Origin of the sequence: Natranaerofaba carboxydovora, from assembly GCF_022539405.1 — a bacterium.
Lineage (GTDB): Bacteria > Bacillota > Natranaerobiia > Natranaerobiales > Natranaerofabaceae > Natranaerofaba > Natranaerofaba carboxydovora.
Genome location: NZ_CP054394.1, coordinates 658,793 through 675,421, shown reverse-complemented (window position 1 = coordinate 675,421; position 16,629 = coordinate 658,793). Strand labels below are relative to the sequence as shown.

Genomic DNA, 16,629 nt, shown 5'->3' with positions numbered 1-16,629 from the left:
TATATATGTAATAGCTAAGTTAAATTTTGATGTATATTTTGTAGCTATCGGTTATATATTGTATCATATTTATACTATATGTTAACACATATTCCTCCATTAATTTAAATTTTTTAGATATAAATTTGATTCTAGTGCAAAAAGTCTATAAAAAAAGACCGGCATAACCGGCCTTATCTTAACTTAGAAAAATCAGCTACTTTATGAAAAAGTTCATTTATGTGATGTAGCAAATTTAATCTATTATCTTTAAGATGGTGATCCTCAACCATAACCATCACATGGTCAAAAAAGTCATCAATAGGTTCTCTTAATTTAGTCAGTTCTTCTAAAGCTGACTTATTATCACCTTCTTCTAAAAGTTCTTCCACTTTTTCTTTTGCATCTTCATATCGATGAAATAAAACCCTTTCCTGATCACTCTTTAAAAGTTCTAAGTAAATATCAGAACCATTCGCCTTATGTGCTAAGTTTTTAACTCTATTGTAGGCGGTCATAATCTCTTCTAATCTTTCAGTTCCTTTTTCTTCTTGTAGATCCTTTATTCTAGAATAGGCAAGATATACATCAGCACCTTCAGAAGCAAGCACACTATTTATGACGTCACCTTCCAAATTATAATCCGTAAATACGGTTTTGATCCTAGATTCCATAAAATTCATAATATCTTCTAATACTTCAGTGGAAGGTGCTACAAAGCTATCATCGGGAATTAAGCTTAATGCTTTTCTGAATATTTTCCTTAAAGAAACATGCAGTTCAGCTTCTAATATAATATATATCATCCCAAGGGCCTGGCGTCTTAAAGCATAAGGATCTTGAGTACCTGTTGGCTGCTGTCCTATGGCAAAACTGCTGGCAATATTGTCAACTTTGTCTGCTATACTAACTATTGTGCCAACTATAGTTTGTGGTAGTTCATCACCTGCATGTTTTGGCAGATAGTGTTCATAAATCCCCTGACAAACCTCTTCTTCTTCACCATCAATCTTAGCATATTCCATACCCATATATCCCTGCAAGTTAGAAAATTCAAAGACCATCTGGGTAACAAGATCTGCCTTAGATAACAAGGTCGCTCTAAGTGTATGGCTTCTAACGGGTTCTCCAATCTCTAATATATCTAATAGAGTCCTTGCTATTTCATCCATTCTTTCTGTTTTTTGATACACACTACCTAACTCTTCCCGGTAAACTATAGACTTTAATTTTTCAAGCTTTTCCTCAAGAGTGGTTTTCTTATCTTCTTCATAAAAGAATCTAGCATCAGATAATCTGGCTTTTATGACCTTTTCATTACCTTTCTTTACGGTATCTATGTGGCTATTGTCACCGTTTTTGATAGTTATGAAGTATGGAAGCAGTTCACCTTTGTCGTTTTTAACAGGGAAGTATCTTTGATGTTTTTCCATAAAGGTCGTAAGAGCTTTGTCAGGCAGTTCCAAGAACTTTTCGGAGAATTCACACAAAAGTGCTGTGGGCCACTCAACCAAAAAATTAACTTCATTTAATAGCTCTTCACTAAAGTTTGCTTTGGCATTTACAGAATCAGCAATTTCATCGATTTGTTTTTTAATTTCCTTCTTTCTTTCTTCGTGGTCCACCATAATAAAGGCATCATTCATAACTTTAGGATATTCTTCAGGTGTTTTTACTTCTATGTCTCCGCTCGATAGTGACCTATGACCCCTGGTAAATCTATCAGCTTTTACACTTCCAAATTTAACTGGTAGAACTTCATCTTTGTAGATTGCTACCAACCACCTTATTGGCCTTATAAACTTCTCACTTTTGTTTTCCCAAAACATTTTTCCTGGAAAGTCAAAACTAACTATTATATCTTCCAAAATTGAAGGTAACAACTCTTTAGCAGTTTTACCTTCTGTCTTAGAAACAGCATAAACATACTGTTTTCCTTTGACATCTTTTACTTCTAGTTCACTTACATCAACGCCACTACTCTTTGCAAAACCATGTGCTGCCTTTGTTGGTTCTCCATTTTCATCATATGCAATATCTACACTCGGCCCTTTTACATATTCCTCCAAGTCCTCTTGAGTTTCCTCCATACCATCAACTATTAAAGCTAACCTTCTTGGTGTCCCCATAACTTTTATGTCATCAAATTTAAGACGATTGTCTTTTAATTTTATTTTTGCATTATTTTTCATTTGATTTAGAACTCCCTGCATTAGACGAGCAGGTAGCTCTTCAGTACCTATTTCAAACAATAAATTATTTTTAGTACTAGACATTTGAATTCTCTCCTTCTTTCATAAGAGGATAACCCATTTCTTCTCTTACTTTTAGATATTCTTTTGCACATTGTCTTGCAAGGTTTCTCACCCTACCTATATATCCAGTTCGCTCTGTAACACTAATGGCACCTCTAGCATCTAGCAGGTTAAAAACATGAGAGCACTTTAAAACATTATCATATCCAGGCAAAACAAGCCCTTTATCAAGTAGTCTTATAGCTTCTTTCTCATAAATTTCGAATTCTTTAAATAAGACATCAGGGTCAGAATAGTCAAATGCATGGCAGGAATTTTCATATTCAGCCCTTTGAAATACTTCCCCGTATGTAATTCCTTTTTTCCATTCTACGTCAAATACATTTTCTACACCTTGTATGAACATTGCAATTCTTTCAAGTCCGTATGTAAGTTCTACTGAAACGCTGTCGACTTCTAAGCTTCCTACCTGCTGAAAATAAGTAAATTGAGTTATTTCCATACCATCTAACCAAACTTCCCATCCAAGTCCAAATGCTCCAAGAGTGGGCGATTCCCAATTATCTTCAACAAATCTTATATCATGCTTTAATTGATCAATCCCAAGAACTTCCAGGCTTTCTAAGTATAAGTCTTGAACATCTTTAGGAGTAGGCTTCAAAATAACCTGCATCTGAAGGTGCTGGTATAATCTATTTGGGTTTTCACCATAACGACCATCTGTCGGTCTTCTTGATGGCTCCACATAAACAACATTCCAGGGCTCAGGCCCTAAGGTACGTAAAAAAGTCGCCGGGTTCATTGTCCCTGCACCTTTTTCTACATCATACGGTTGCCATAACAAACAGTCTTTATTTGTCCAGTAATTTTGTAATTTAAATATCAGATCTTGAAAATACAATCACATAACCTCCTTTGAAGGTTTACCATGGAAATATAGCAAAAATAAACAAGCTTTGTCAAATAGAAGTCAAAAAACTCTTTGATTTTAAGTTAATACCTGTTTGGCTTTCAAGAAAATCGTTTAATAACTTCCATATTTCATTGCACTGTGAAGAAGAAAGTTTAAGTTTCTTCAAATCTTCTAAAGTAGCTTTTTGCAAAAATTCTAGAATCTTATAGCTTCCTCTTTGAATTTTATAAACTCTGTCTATCCTAGACATACATATTTCACACAAAATTCCACCTTCAACTAAATCAAACCCCAATTTGTCACTTATATGATGACCATTTATGCAGGAGTCTAAATATGGAGTTATGCCCAAATTCTCTAATATTTTAATCTGAAAAAAAAGAAGCACCACTCTATTATCCTTTAAGCTATTCAGTAAGTATAAAGAAGATAATGCCAAAAAGAACAGATCATAACTTTCTTCTTCTACAGTTATTTTTTCCAATATCTCTAATATATAAATACCACGATACATACTTTCTAGATCATCTCTAATCCCCGGAAAATAATTATGTACCTTCCCCTGGGTAATAGTGTATAAATTTTTTCCTGCATATACTTGAAAGTCTCCATATACAAATATTTGAATAAAACTTCTCATCTTGCTGTTTTTTTTATTGACACCTTTAGCTATAGCTGATATCTTTCCGTGTCCCGGCGTAAACAATGTAACAAGCTTTGCATTTTCTTTATAATCTGTAGTCTTTAAAATTAAACCTTCTGTTGTAAATAACTTATTTGACATATTCTAATCATACCCCATATTTTGCAAAAAGCCAGCTTTGTTTTTCCAGTCTCTTTTTTCTTTAACCCACAACTGCAAAAAGACTGGACTGCCAAGCAAATGTTCAATATCTTTTCTTGCCAATTCACCAACCTTTTTTAGTAATTTGCCGCTTTTTCCAATTACGATCCCTTTTTGAGATTTTCTTTCGACATAAATTGTTGCATTAATATCTATTAATTCCTTGCCTTCTCTTTTGGACATTTTGTCAACTTCAACTGCTATAGAATGAGGAACTTCTTCACTTGTATGGTGCAATAATTTTTCCCTTACAAGCTCTGCTATCAATAATCTTTCAGGTTGGTCAGTAATCATATCATCAGGATAATACTTTGGACCTTCTGGCATTAATGTTACCAAATAATCTATTAAGCCGTCCAAATTCTCTCCTTCAAGTGCTGAAACATAAAAAATTTGATCAAAATTATACTCTTTAGAAACCTGCTCTCCAAGTTCTTTAGCCTTATCCATATCAACCAAGTCAGTTTTATTAATTACCAAAACTACGGGTGTTTCTATATTATTTAAAACCTCTAAAATATATTTGTCGCCAGGGCCAAAATATGTAGAACCATCCATTAACAATAATACAGCATCCACTTCTCTCTGGGTTCTCTGGGCAACTCTAACCATATTTTCTCCAAGTCTATGCTTTGGCTTATGCATTCCAGGAGTATCAATAAATATTAACTGAGCATTTTCTCGATTCAAAATACAATGAATCTTGTTACGAGTAGTCTGAGGTTTGTCACTTGTAATTACTATTTTTTCGCCTATCAACATGTTTACAAGAGTCGACTTGCCAACATTTGGGCGCCCCAATAGAGAAACAAAACCTGATCTAAACATTATTTCCCCTCTTTTCAATTTAGATATAAATTTTTAATAAAATAAGAATTCATAGCAGAAAAAATACCTCCATACGACAGGTAAAATTTCATTTCATCACCAACTTTATAGTTTTTTCTGCTATTGGTGATATCCACGATTAAATGGTCACTGCTTGCTCCTTCAATTATAGCATCCTCATCAACAGGTCTAATGGATGATACGATTACATCCTGTCTTCCTAAAGCAAGAATTGCTCTATCTCTATTTCCTTTGTCCATAAAATCAGGTTTATCTCCTGTAGGAGTAGAACCTATTTCACCAGCAGGGTTAGATGGTCTTTTTTTAATTTCAATTATTTCACAAGAAAGTTTAAAAGCATCATTTTTTGCTCCTGGTATAGGAAGTTCTCTAACACTATCCTGGCCAAGGAGGAAACCTTCACCAACCCTCAGTTGATTTATACCTTCTGGCATTTCATTCTCAAAGAGAAGCGTAAGCCCGCAGGTACTACCTCCAGATAATATGGGAACTTTACCGCCTTTTCTTTCAAGCTCCTCTTTTAACTGCAAAAGAACTTTGGCATTAGAATAAGTAGGTAGGACCCCCCAAAAGCAGCCCACATTCAACCCAAGACCAACTAACTTCAAGTTTTTTAACTTTTGTACTTCATGATAATAGTATTTCAAGTCTTCAGGCAAAATACCTTCTCTTCTGTCGCCAACATCAACCATCAATATGACTCCATGTATTTTATGTAGCCTTTTAGAAACTTCATCAATTTTTTTTAAAGTTTCTAACTCACTATTTAAACTTACATCTGCATAATTAACAACTTCTAAAGCTTCGCTTATCATGGGAAGCCTCAGTAATAATATAATCCCCTTAAATCCAAAACGCCTTATTTTTTCTATGTTTTCTATTCTTGAATCAGCAAGCCATTTAATCCCACCCTTTAGATAAGCTTGCATTATCGGTTCTTCTGCCAAAAAAGCCTTTGTAACTCCTACTACGTTTATATCAAACTGTTTGGCTTTATTAACAATCAATTCTACATTTCTTTGGATTTTATTTAAGTTTATCTCTACCCGGGGGTTTTGGGGTTTCATCGTTTAAATTTTTTTCCTCCTTTATCAACATAGATGATTTAAATGCCCCCGGCAAAAGCTCCTCAACCTTTCTAGTTTTATAGTCTCCTTTATTATTTATCAAAATAATTTCCAAATCATTGCAAAATTCAATAATAACCTGAAGACAAGCTCCACAAGGAGTTATAAAAATCTCTCTATCAGAACTTAGCCCTAGACTAACAAAGTTTTTTTCACCTTCACTTACTGCTTTATAAATAGCTACCCTCTCAGCACACATACTAAGTCCGTAAGATACATTCTCTATATTAGAGCCAGTATATATTTTACCATCCGTAGTTACTAAACTAGCCCCCACTCTAAAATCAGAATACGGGGCATAAGCATTCTCCTTAGCTTTAATAGCTGAATCTATCAGCTTTTTATAACTCATCTTATAGTTATACTCCTTACCTGAAATTTTAAAAATTGTCCATTTCTATATTTGATTCTGGTGCAAAAAGTCATATGAACAAAGTTCTTGTTTTTAATTGCAATACATCTTGATGAGATAACAGGAGAAATAAGGTCTAATGATAGGATGTCATTAACTAACCGAACTCAGGATGAGTTCATAGATTTGTGAGCCTTATTTCGACGGCTGACGAATCTTAGATGTATCAATTAAAAACACTTTACTTATGTGAATAGACTTTTTGCACCATAATATTTCACAAAATTTTAGGCAAAAAGATTATTGCCCCAATAATCAAAGCATTAAGCGCTGTTATACAAACTGCACCAGCAGAAACATCTTTGGCAATAGCAGCTTTTTCTGAATATCCTTTCACAAAAATATCTATAGATTCTTCTATTGCAGTATTTATTGTTTCAGCCGCTATTACCATAAAAATTGAAATAATAACAAACATCCACTCTATCCTATCAATTCTCAAATATAATCCAAGTATACATGCTAATGTTCCAAGTATTAGATGGTACTTCATACTTCTTTCTCTTTTTATTGCCAGCAGCAATCCTTTAATTGCAATATAGATGCTTACATATATAGGATGATTCCCCAATTTCGTATACCTCCATCCAATTAAAGATCACCTATTAATTCCCAATTTATTCAGTATTCTCTCCTGCTTTTCAAACATACCTTTTTCGTCTATATCACTTGCGTGATCATATCCTAGTAAGTGTAAGAGCCCATGCAAATATAAAAATGCAAGTTCCCTTTCTTCGGTATGATTGTAATTTTTAGCCTGTTCTCTCATTTTTGTGATGGATATAATTACATCTCCTAAAGGTATATTCTCCTCGTTTGAATAATTCCCTTCCAAAAAATTACCCTTCTTAACATCTATTATTTCATTTTCATCAAATTGAGGAAAAGATAATACATCTGTTGAATCATCGATGCCTCTATATTTATTGTTTAATTTAGCCATTTCCTTTTCATCATCTATTAACCACAAACTAATCTCCACCTGGTCTGTCATCTTCTCCTCTTCGATCACTATCCTTGTTATCTTCTCTATTATCCTGTTCTCCTCTTTCTTCAGTTTTCTTTTGTTTGCTTCCTTTATCATAACTTCCATTTAACTGACTCCTTTTCACTAATTCTTCAGGATATTTTACCCTGTTATGATATATCCCTAAAAGTATTTGAACAAATGATTTAGATATTTCATTTAAGTCTTTCAAAGTTAAATGACATTCATTTAACTGACCTTCATCAAGATGTTTTTTGACAATCTTATGAACTAGCCCCTCAATTTTGTGTGAAGTAGGATCGGACATAGCTCTAACGGCAGCCTCTACTGAATCTGCTAACATAACTATCGCTGCTTCTTTAGTTTGAGGTTTTGGACCTTTATATTTAAAGTCTTCTTCCAGTATTTTATTTTTATTTTCGTTATCTTCTTGAAGCTGATAGAAAAAATATCCAACAAAATTTGTCCCGTGATGTTGCTTGATCATATCCTGTATAATCTCTGGAAGATTATATTCCCTGGCAAGCTCTACTCCTTCTTTAACATGAGATACAATTATCAGCGAACTTAAACTAGGTGAAATCTTATCATGTGGGTTTTCCTTGCTAAACTGATTCTCTATAAAAAAGTATGGTCTATTTATCTTTCCGATATCATGATAGTACGCACCAACTCTAGATAGAATGGTATCTGCTTCAACTTTCTCTGCAGCAGCTTCTGCTAAGTTTCCAACAATAATGCTATGATGATAGGTTCCAGGTGCCTCCATCATTAGTTTTCTCAAAAGAGGATGGTTCGGGTTAGATAACTCAAGTAATCTAACAGGCGTCGTAAGACCAAATCCGCTCTCTAGATAAGGCAATATACCAATAGCCAATATACCAGATAAGAAGCCATTAGTCACTCCATACGCCGCCTTTAATAACTTTTCATCAAAACCTACTCCTCCTCTAACAAGTAGTAGTCCTGTAATAACAGCTAAGTTTATAAGTGCTACATAAATTCCTGCTCTAGTCAAGTCTCCTCTTTCCTGCAGCCTGGTAACAGAAAAAGTTCCAACCAGACCTCCAACCATTGCAATTATCATTGCTTCAAAGTTAAAATCAGTTAGTATACCAATTAAAATTGCTATCATTCCAACAAACATAACCGACAGTTTGGCACCAAATAAAACTGCATATAATATTGACGCCATCGCAACGGGAATCAAAAATTCTGAAAAAATACTTATACCTTGAGCAAGCAAAAGTAAAGCAACTAATATCAAGCCTGCTAACACCAATAATCTATTATTTTCGAGTATATCTTTTCTGAAATAATATATAAATAACCCTAGTAATAAAAATATAACAGCTATTATTAAAATCAAACCCACAAACATCAAAATACTTCTGTCAGCCCTCATTAAATCAAGTTCTTCTAAAGCTCTAGCCTGTTGCTCGGTTATCCTTTCTCCTTCTCTTACAATAACTTCACCCTCTAGGATTTCAACTGGTTCTACACTATCAATAGCTTCCTGTTTTTCCTCTTCAGTTGCTTCTTCATCAAAAATCATGTTTGGCTCAATTGCTTCAAAAGTCAACCAAATTAAAAAATCTATTTCATTTTCATTATAATTCATAACGCTTATTTCATTTTTTAGGTCTTCTAATTCTTCTTCCAAATCTTCTTCTTTGATCCCCTGCTCTAATGCGTTAGATAAAATAGGTTTCAAATCGTATTGCATATTTTCAAGTCTATCAGGGTTAGAATCAAGAAGAATTTCAACCAAATCTTCATCCACATTACTAATACCTGGCTGGTCATTTATATTATCTACAGCATATTCTACTTTTTCATCTTGATTTTGTGCTTCTTCTTCATCGGCTTCTTCAACTATTTCACCATTAACTACTGTATCAATTATTATTCCAAAAACTGCGTCCACTCTTTCCATTACAATATCATGAACATCTTCATCATGCTTGTACACATCAGAGACCTGTTCAAGCTGTTCTTCCTGTAGTTTTTCTGTCGTATATACATCTATTACATCTCTATGAGCGAATATAGTTTTCGGGCTTACCTGACCTCTCTCAAATGTTTCGGGGAAAAAATTTATACTCATAACAAGGATAACACTTACAAAAATCAAACCAACAATACCGGCTTTTTTCCACATTTCCTTGTTGTTAAAAAGTTTGATACTTCCTATTAGGTTTTTTAAAAGGTTTCTTTTTTGTTTTTTCTTAACTGCCATATTAATCCCCCCGAATAGTTAGCCCGAGTTATATTTTTCATAAGCAAGTATGATTCTTTGGACTAATTCATGTCTTACCACATCCGAATCACTCAAATAGACAAATGACAGCCCTTTAACATCTTTTAAGATTTTGGTAACCTCAATCAAACCTGAATGCTTACCAGAGGGCAGATCAACCTGAGTCACATCCCCTGTTACCACTGCCTTTGAATCAAACCCAAGACGTGTAAGAAACATTTTCATTTGTTCAGAAGTTGTATTTTGGGCTTCATCAAGAATAACAAAAGAATCATCTAAAGTCCTGCCTCTCATATAAGCAAGAGGGGCTATTTCAATTATTCCTTTTTCCATATACTTTTCTACTTTTTCAACTCCAAGTAAATCAAATAACGCATCATATAGAGGTCTTAAATAAGGATCTACTTTTTCTTGAAAACTACCGGGTAAAAACCCTAAGTTTTCACCCGCTTCAACTGCTGGCCTTGTAAGAATAATCCTATTAACCTTTTGGTCTTTCAAATGTGCCATGGCCATAGCCATGGCTAAAAAAGTTTTACCAGTACCAGCAGGACCAATACAAAAAACTATATCGTTTTTGTCTATTGCCTGAACATACTCTTTTTGGCCAACCGTTTTTGGTTTTATGCTTTTTCCTCTGGCTGTAGTATATATAATCTCATCAAATAAATTTTCCATTTGGCTTTCCTTTCCTTCCTTTACCATTTTAGCTGCATATTTAATATCAAAAGAAGAGATCCTCTTACCTTTTTTGACTTGTGAAGACAATTGCTCTAATAAAAAAATAGCCTGTTCTACTTCTTCTGTTTCACCCTTAACAACAATCTCTTGACCTTTAGGAATTAGCTGAACAGAAAACAGGTTTTCTATTACATCCAAGTTTCCATCTAAATCCCCAAGGATTTGTTGAGCTATTTCGTTGCTCTCCAGGCGAAATTTTGAAGTGTTATTCGATTGAAAGGAACTCGACAAAATCACACCCCTCCTAAAAAGTTTTAAAAACTTTTTAATTTGCCCATATTACCTTCTATTGTTATCTCAAGTTCTTTCCTAAGCTTATTATTTTCAATTTCTGCATCTTTAAAATCTATGTCAATCACTTCTGAGTTAGCTGGAATTTGCTCTTCTAACTCCTCTAGAAGCAGTTCCCTAGCTTCTTCTCTAGCTTCTTTCTTAGATAATTTTTCAATTACTTCTTCTGTCTCATAGTATACTTTTTTAACTAGGTTAAAAGGAGCTCTAAACCCCTCGGTTATTTTTTGTGTTTCTATTTTTTCTACATCATACTCTAAATACGGAACATCTTGCAAGTCCAAATAGAATGTTCGATCACCAATTTTTATTCCACGCCTAACATATTCATTTGATGTTCTTTGTTCTACTTTTCTTTCAAGCAAAACTTCAACTTTGTTTTCAAATACCATTGTACCATAAACAAAGCCTTTTGCTTCAACTCTTGGATATTCTTGTAAATCTTCGTAATCTATATAAGGCTGTTCTTCTTCAATCTTTGTAGGCACTATTCTTCCTGCAATAAGAATTTCATCTTTTTTGACTTCATCTCCCACATCAACTAGAGGATAACCAGATAGTGCAATAATTTTTTCTATTTCTCCTTTTTCTAAAGCAACAATGTCGCCATAACCCTGAAAGTTTTCTTCCTCTTCTTCTCTTTCAACAACTTCAACAAGAGCCCTCGTACCACTAATTTCTATCCCTGCCCAAACCAGCCTATCATCCTCTGCAGTTATCTCTTTTGCGAGTGCTAATGTATCAATTTCATCTTTTTTTATCCCCGGCCTTAAACCATGTTTTTCTGTCATATCTAATATCTTTTCGCTTGCAACAGTTTGGTTTCCTTCTACCTGGATGAACCAAACAAATGAAGAAAGATAATACAGTATTGCAACAAATAAAATACAGCCAAAAACTAAACCCTTTCGCTTATTCATTTTTTTAAAATAAAAGGGAAGACCTTTTTTTACAATAATGCTAAAATGACAGTCAGTTTTCTTGGCGATTTTCCTTAATTCAGCAAAATCTTTTAATGTGGTTTTTAGTTGAATACTATCTTTTTTTCTTTTAACATCCCAAAATAAAACGCCCTGGTTAACTGCCATATTTAAGAACTTTTCCATTCCAATTCCGCGAAGCTCAATTTTAACATAACCTATAATATAATACAATAAATTTAGATAATGCACCATATATGCCTCCCACAACTATTTTTTTATTGACTAAAATTTATATTTTCTATAGTTCCTTCAATAAGGATTTCATGAGGATGAATATTTTTTATTCCAAGACCACTGCCTTCTATCACTAATTCCCCGTTTCTTATACCAATGCGAATCACTTTATCATTGTACTCAATAATCCCCCTGTGGTTTTCCACATAAAACTGCAAATTTCCAATTATACTAATTCTTGGGAGGTCTAAAACAATGTCTTTAGGTAGTTCAAAAAACTCAGAAAATAAATTTTTAGCTTTAAATATTTTTTTATTCTTATACATTTAACGCGCTCCTTTCCATATTAAAAATATGAAAATATAAAAGAGTTAATTACAAAAAAAAAGACCCTGGAAATTCCAAGGTCTTTTTAAGTTGCTATTATTTATTTTTCAGTATTAACTTTCAATTTGTTCTAAAGCAATCCTGTTAACTAACTTACCCTCCGCTTTTCCTTTTACTTTAGGCATTACTTCTTTCATAAGCTTTCCTATATCATTTTTGGTTTTGGCCCCTGTTTTATCAATTGCTTCATCAATGATTTTCCTTATTTCCTCTTCTGATAATTTATCTGGTAAATACTCTTCTAGTACTGCAATTTCATTTTCAAGTGCTTTTACTAAATCATCCCTATTTGAATTTTCATAATCTACAAGAGAGTCTTTTAATTTTTTAACCTCTTTAAAGATCAGCTCATTTATTTCATCTTCTGTCAACTCATTACCTTTATTTATTTCTTTATTGTGGATTTCAGAACGTAACATTCTTATGACTGAAAGCTTTGATTTATTTTTTTCTTTCATAGCCTTCTTCATATCTTCGTTAAGCAGATCTTTTATACCCATTTACTTTCCTCCAGGCTATTTTATTACTTCTTTTGTTTTTTTCGTTTTTCGTCTCTCTTTTTACGCTTATCACTAGGCTTTTCATAGTACTCTCTTTTCTTGATTTCACTTCTAATACCGCTTTTAGAGCACTTTTTATTAAATCTTCTCAAAGCGCTTTCTATAGTTTCATTTTTCTTAACATTAACTCTAGCCACGAATTTCCCTCCCTCCGTAATGTCAATAACTAAAGTTCACCTTCAGACATAACCACAGAACTTAAGAACTAACTTATGTCGAAGGCTTGCTTTTTGCTAAAAAGTGAACATGGAGATGATCTATCTCTTGTCCACCTTCTTTACCATAGTTGTTCAACAAGTTAAACCCTTTCTCTTTATCATCAATATTATACTTTTTGGCTATTTCTTGAGCTACAAACACCATATGGGAAATAAGCTCTGCATCTTCTTTCTTTAAATCCATTATACTTTCTCGGTGGACCTTAGGTACAATTAATAAATGTACCGGCTCTTTCGGATTAATATCTTTAAAAACAATTACCTTGTCATCTTCATATACTATATCACTATCAATTTCTTTATTTACTATCTTACAAAACAGGCAGTCTTTCGCCAATAAATCACACCTCCGAAAATTGTTTTAAATTGAAAAATGATCTGAATATTAGTGGTAATTTCACTTCAGTTCTAATATATATTACTAATATATATATTTCTATATAATTAAATTCTAGCAAAATATTATAAATCCTGCTTAAATTGCTAGCTAAAAAAATTTGATTTTTATATTTTATAAGGAGGATGATAGTTAAATGACTCAAAAGTTTTTTCCTGGAAACAACTCTGCAAGGGGCTTTCATTCATTTTTTCCTGACATTTTGTATGGTTATAAATATAAATTCATCATAAAAGGCGGCCCCGGCACTGGTAAATCATCTTATATGAAAAAAATTGCAGATCATTTAGGCCAAAATTATAACAAGGAGCTATATTACTGTGCATCAGATAGCACCTCTTTGGATGCGATTTCATTTCCTGAGATCAAAACAATCTTCGTCGATGGCACACACCCGCACGTAATAGACCCTAATCTTCCTGCAGCTGGAGAATATATTATTGACCTTGCAAGGTATTTAGATAGCGAAAAGTTAATCCCTAAAAAAAGTAAATTAGAAGACATTCAAGACCGGGTCAAAAGTTATTATAACATAGTTTACAGTTATTTTGTGCAGGCTAACGAATGTTTATCTAGACAATACAAATTATTTAACAACCAAGAGAGCACCCAAAATCTAAATGATTTAAAAACTTTTCTGCTAGAACCTTTAAAAGAAACTTGTCACTGCAAATTTAAAGGAAAAAACAATGTGTTTACTAAAAGGTCACTCTTTTTAAGAGCATTTACACCAGAAGGTGTTGTTAGTTTTGTAAAAAATCTAATCCAAGAAAACACAAAAATATTTCTAGTCGAAGGAAATATCAAAGCAAGTGAACATCTTCTAAAAATAATTGAAGAACATGCTACTTTTTGTGGACATCAAGTTGAATTATATCATCATCCATTTGAACCTTCTATTTTGGAAGGAATAAGGCTCCCTCAACTTAATATTATATACTTGTCTAGCAAAAATTACCCTGAAATATATGACCTTGATAAAAATATTTATTATAAAGCAAGTATCCCACTTGAAAACAATAATAAAACAATTCTAAGTTTCAACAAAGAAGAGTTATCTAATGCTATCAACCAGCAGGATAGTTTAATTAGTCGGGGCATAAACTATTTAGCTGAAATGAAAAAGATACGGGAAGAGTTAGAACTTCATTATAGCTCCGCCCAGGATTTTGACGGAGTAGAACAAAACAGAAGAAAAACACTAGAAAAAGTAAAGTCACTAATTAATCATCACTAATCTCTGTCGCCAACTGATAAATAACATCACCGTCTTCATTTACAAAACGCCAGTTTTGTACATCGCCATTTCTAGCTAACACATCTTTTGAGACCACTACTACATGGTAGTGGTTTTCTTTTTCTTTTGTATTTACTTCTATTTGAATCTGGGTTTGACCATTAGCCCTTTTTTCTTCCTCTGGAACTAATTCTAAACTTTCAATTTTGCTATTAAATGCAAAAACTCCAACTTCATTGTATTCATTGTATGGGTAGTCAGGTAGACTAAGGTCATTGTGCTCAATAATATCTACCCATTCTTCCAAACCCTTGGCTACTTCAAAAGTCTTCGGACTAGTCCTAAAACCCCTATCTGCAGTAACATAATCGATTGAACTTTCTTTAAGTTCACTACTAAGCTTTTGCCCTGCAATTATTTCCCCAGTCTCTTCAGCATCTTCATCCTGCACCGGCATAATTCCTCCAATATCCCCTCTTATGTTGTCATAAATTGTTAAGCCACCCATTAAAACAATCAATAATACCAGAGGGATTATTCTTCTTCTTTCAATAATAATCAGCCTGTTCATTAATATCACCCGCTTCCCATATTACATATCTACTACATTTATTATTAAGGGAAGCAGTAAAATATGCAGGCTTATTTAATTATTTTAGCTATCACTTTATCATTAATTAAGTAAAGCTTTATATCACAGAATTCTCCTTTTACATACCCGTTTTTATCTATTTCATTTTGATGAAGATAAACTTTTAAATAATTTTCAGTTAATCCTGAATAATAATTACCTTCTCTAGTCTCAATTAAGGCTTTTAGATTCCTGCCCAAAAATCTTTTTTGATATTCAAATTTTAACTCCTTTGATAGTTTAATTAATTCTGCGCTTCTTTTTTCCTTTAATTCGTGCTGAACTTGATCGGCATAGTTTGCTGCCGGTGTTTTCTCACGTACAGAATATTTAAATACATGAAGGTCCATAAAACCTATTTTTTTGATAAAAGCTTTTGTCCTTTCGAAGTGCTTTTTATTTTCACCAGGAAAACCAACAATTACATCAGTAGTCAAACTAATATCAGGTATCAATTCTTTTATATTAAAGATCAATTTTTTGAAATCTTTGCCAGTGTAGGGCCTGTTCATTTTTTTTAATATTTGATCATCTGCGCTTTGTAAGGGTATGTGTAAGTGAGGACAAATTTTGGGATTTGTGCTTAATTCATTAATTAATTCCTGACTTATTTCCATTGGCTCAATTGAACTAAGCCTAACTCTAAAGTCAAAATTTAATGAAGTTAATGCCCGAATCAAATCAACCAGATCAGGTTTGTAAAAAGATTCATCACCATATGCTCCCAAATTGCTCCCTGTAAGAACAATCTCTTTAAAACCACTATTAACTGCTTCTTTTGCTTCTTTTAACACCGAAGTAATAGGTCTACTTTTGATTTTGCCCCTGGCATAGGGTACGATACAGTAAGAGCAGTATCTTTCACATCCTTCCTGTACCTTTAGAAAGTGACGGCTTTTTTGTTCTTTTTGAAGATCAAAATTATTAATCCCTACATCATCATAAACACTGTCATATTTATTAAATTTTCTTTTCACATTAGAGCTATCTATTATCTCATTATTTATTATGTCTTCTTTTGTATCTTCTTTTTTGACTTTTTTTATTAAATTCATTATTGTTTTTCTATCTTCAGTCCCCAAAAAAACGTCCACTTCACCTAACTCTTTTACCTTCTCAGGAAAAGTTTGAGGATAACAGCCAACTACAGCAACTGTAGAAAGTGGATTTTTTTTCTTAGCCTTTCTTATATTTTGCCTAGATTTTCTCTCAGCTATGTGGGTTACTACACAGGTATTTATAATATATATGTCAGCATATTCATCAAAGTCAACTATCTGGTATCCTTCATTCAAAAACATATCTCTTAATGACTGTGTATCATATTGATTAACTTTGCAGCCAAGGGTATAAAAAGCCACTTTTGGAGTTATTTGCAAATTC

General features: G+C 33.1%; 18 protein-coding genes. 1 reads left to right on the top strand and 17 read right to left on the bottom strand.

The genetic code is table 11. The annotated features are described in order from the left end of the window. Window positions 1-173: 173 nt before the first annotated feature. The 15 genes from glyS to ACONDI_RS03145 form a co-directional block, all read right to left on the bottom strand. Window positions 174-2,255 (bottom strand): glycine--tRNA ligase subunit beta, encoded by a 2,082-nt coding sequence (gene glyS, locus ACONDI_RS03215; RefSeq protein WP_241080048.1) that lies wholly within the window; start codon window positions 2,253-2,255, stop codon window positions 174-176. Beyond that, the gene (gene glyQ, locus ACONDI_RS03210) at window positions 2,248-3,135 is read right to left on the bottom strand and encodes a glycine--tRNA ligase subunit alpha (RefSeq protein WP_241080047.1); all 888 of its coding nucleotides are present in this window, start codon (window positions 3,133-3,135) and stop codon (window positions 2,248-2,250) included. The genes glyS and glyQ overlap by 8 nt, the downstream gene beginning before the upstream one ends. A gap of 58 nt (window positions 3,136-3,193) precedes the next feature. Beyond that, window positions 3,194-3,931: a DNA repair protein RecO gene (gene recO / locus ACONDI_RS03205; RefSeq protein ID WP_241080046.1), complete on the bottom strand. Its 738-nt coding sequence runs from the start codon at window positions 3,929-3,931 to the stop codon at window positions 3,194-3,196. 3 nt (window positions 3,932-3,934) lie between these two features. After that, window positions 3,935-4,819: a GTPase Era gene (gene era / locus ACONDI_RS03200; protein WP_241080045.1), complete on the bottom strand. Its 885-nt coding sequence runs from the start codon at window positions 4,817-4,819 to the stop codon at window positions 3,935-3,937. 14 nt (window positions 4,820-4,833) lie between these two features. Beyond that, entirely contained in the window at window positions 4,834-5,907 is a 1,074-nt protein-coding gene (locus ACONDI_RS03195) for an alanine/ornithine racemase family PLP-dependent enzyme (protein ID WP_241080044.1), read from the bottom strand. After that, window positions 5,867-6,346 (bottom strand): cytidine deaminase, encoded by a 480-nt coding sequence (gene cdd, locus ACONDI_RS03190; protein ID WP_476739059.1) that lies wholly within the window; start codon window positions 6,344-6,346, stop codon window positions 5,867-5,869. Before cdd ends, ACONDI_RS03195 begins: the two co-directional genes overlap by 41 nt. A 250-nt stretch (window positions 6,347-6,596) precedes the next feature. Continuing rightward, window positions 6,597-6,950, bottom strand: a complete 354-nt coding sequence (locus ACONDI_RS03185; RefSeq protein WP_241080042.1) for a diacylglycerol kinase family protein — start codon at window positions 6,948-6,950, stop codon at window positions 6,597-6,599. A 27-nt stretch (window positions 6,951-6,977) separates the two neighbouring features. Further along, window positions 6,978-7,463, bottom strand: coding sequence for an rRNA maturation RNase YbeY (gene ybeY / locus ACONDI_RS03180; protein ID WP_241080920.1), 486 nt, complete (start codon window positions 7,461-7,463; stop codon window positions 6,978-6,980). Beyond that, entirely contained in the window at window positions 7,351-9,606 is a 2,256-nt protein-coding gene (locus tag ACONDI_RS03175) for an HD family phosphohydrolase (RefSeq protein WP_241080041.1), read from the bottom strand. The genes ybeY and ACONDI_RS03175 overlap by 113 nt, the downstream gene beginning before the upstream one ends. A gap of 18 nt (window positions 9,607-9,624) precedes the next feature. Beyond that, the gene (locus ACONDI_RS03170) at window positions 9,625-10,542 is read right to left on the bottom strand and encodes a PhoH family protein (RefSeq protein WP_420848176.1); all 918 of its coding nucleotides are present in this window, start codon (window positions 10,540-10,542) and stop codon (window positions 9,625-9,627) included. An 80-nt stretch (window positions 10,543-10,622) separates the two neighbouring features. Then, a complete protein-coding gene (gene yqfD, locus ACONDI_RS03165; RefSeq protein WP_241080039.1) occupies window positions 10,623-11,834 on the bottom strand; it encodes a sporulation protein YqfD in 1,212 nt (403 codons plus the stop codon). 23 nt (window positions 11,835-11,857) lie between these two features. Beyond that, window positions 11,858-12,142 (bottom strand): sporulation protein YqfC, encoded by a 285-nt coding sequence (gene yqfC / locus ACONDI_RS03160; protein WP_241080038.1) that lies wholly within the window; start codon window positions 12,140-12,142, stop codon window positions 11,858-11,860. Window positions 12,143-12,256: 114 nt separating this feature from the next. Continuing rightward, a complete protein-coding gene (locus ACONDI_RS03155) occupies window positions 12,257-12,703 on the bottom strand; it encodes a GatB/YqeY domain-containing protein (RefSeq protein ID WP_241080037.1) in 447 nt (148 codons plus the stop codon). Between the two features lie 23 nt (window positions 12,704-12,726). Next, window positions 12,727-12,900, bottom strand: a complete 174-nt coding sequence (gene rpsU / locus ACONDI_RS03150; protein ID WP_241080036.1) for a 30S ribosomal protein S21 — start codon at window positions 12,898-12,900, stop codon at window positions 12,727-12,729. A 73-nt stretch (window positions 12,901-12,973) separates the two neighbouring features. Then, on the bottom strand, window positions 12,974-13,318 hold the full coding sequence (locus ACONDI_RS03145) for a histidine triad nucleotide-binding protein (RefSeq protein ID WP_241080035.1): 345 nt from the start codon (window positions 13,316-13,318) through the stop codon (window positions 12,974-12,976). Between the two features lie 196 nt (window positions 13,319-13,514). Here ACONDI_RS03145 and ACONDI_RS03140 point away from each other — a divergent pair, with 196 nt between their 5' ends. Continuing rightward, window positions 13,515-14,615 carry a hypothetical protein gene (locus tag ACONDI_RS03140; RefSeq protein WP_241080034.1) on the top strand — a complete coding sequence of 367 codons (1,101 nt, stop codon included), beginning with the start codon at window positions 13,515-13,517 and terminating at the stop codon, window positions 14,613-14,615. Here the strand turns inward: ACONDI_RS03140 and ACONDI_RS03135 are convergent. Then, window positions 14,602-15,186 carry a hypothetical protein gene (locus ACONDI_RS03135; RefSeq protein ID WP_241080033.1) on the bottom strand — a complete coding sequence of 195 codons (585 nt, stop codon included), beginning with the start codon at window positions 15,184-15,186 and terminating at the stop codon, window positions 14,602-14,604. The two genes, ACONDI_RS03140 and ACONDI_RS03135, sit on opposite strands and share 14 nt — an antisense overlap. A gap of 71 nt (window positions 15,187-15,257) precedes the next feature. Further along, window positions 15,258-16,625 (bottom strand): tRNA (N(6)-L-threonylcarbamoyladenosine(37)-C(2))-methylthiotransferase MtaB, encoded by a 1,368-nt coding sequence (gene mtaB, locus ACONDI_RS03130; RefSeq protein WP_241080032.1) that lies wholly within the window; start codon window positions 16,623-16,625, stop codon window positions 15,258-15,260. Between the last annotated feature and the right edge of the window lie 4 nt (window positions 16,626-16,629).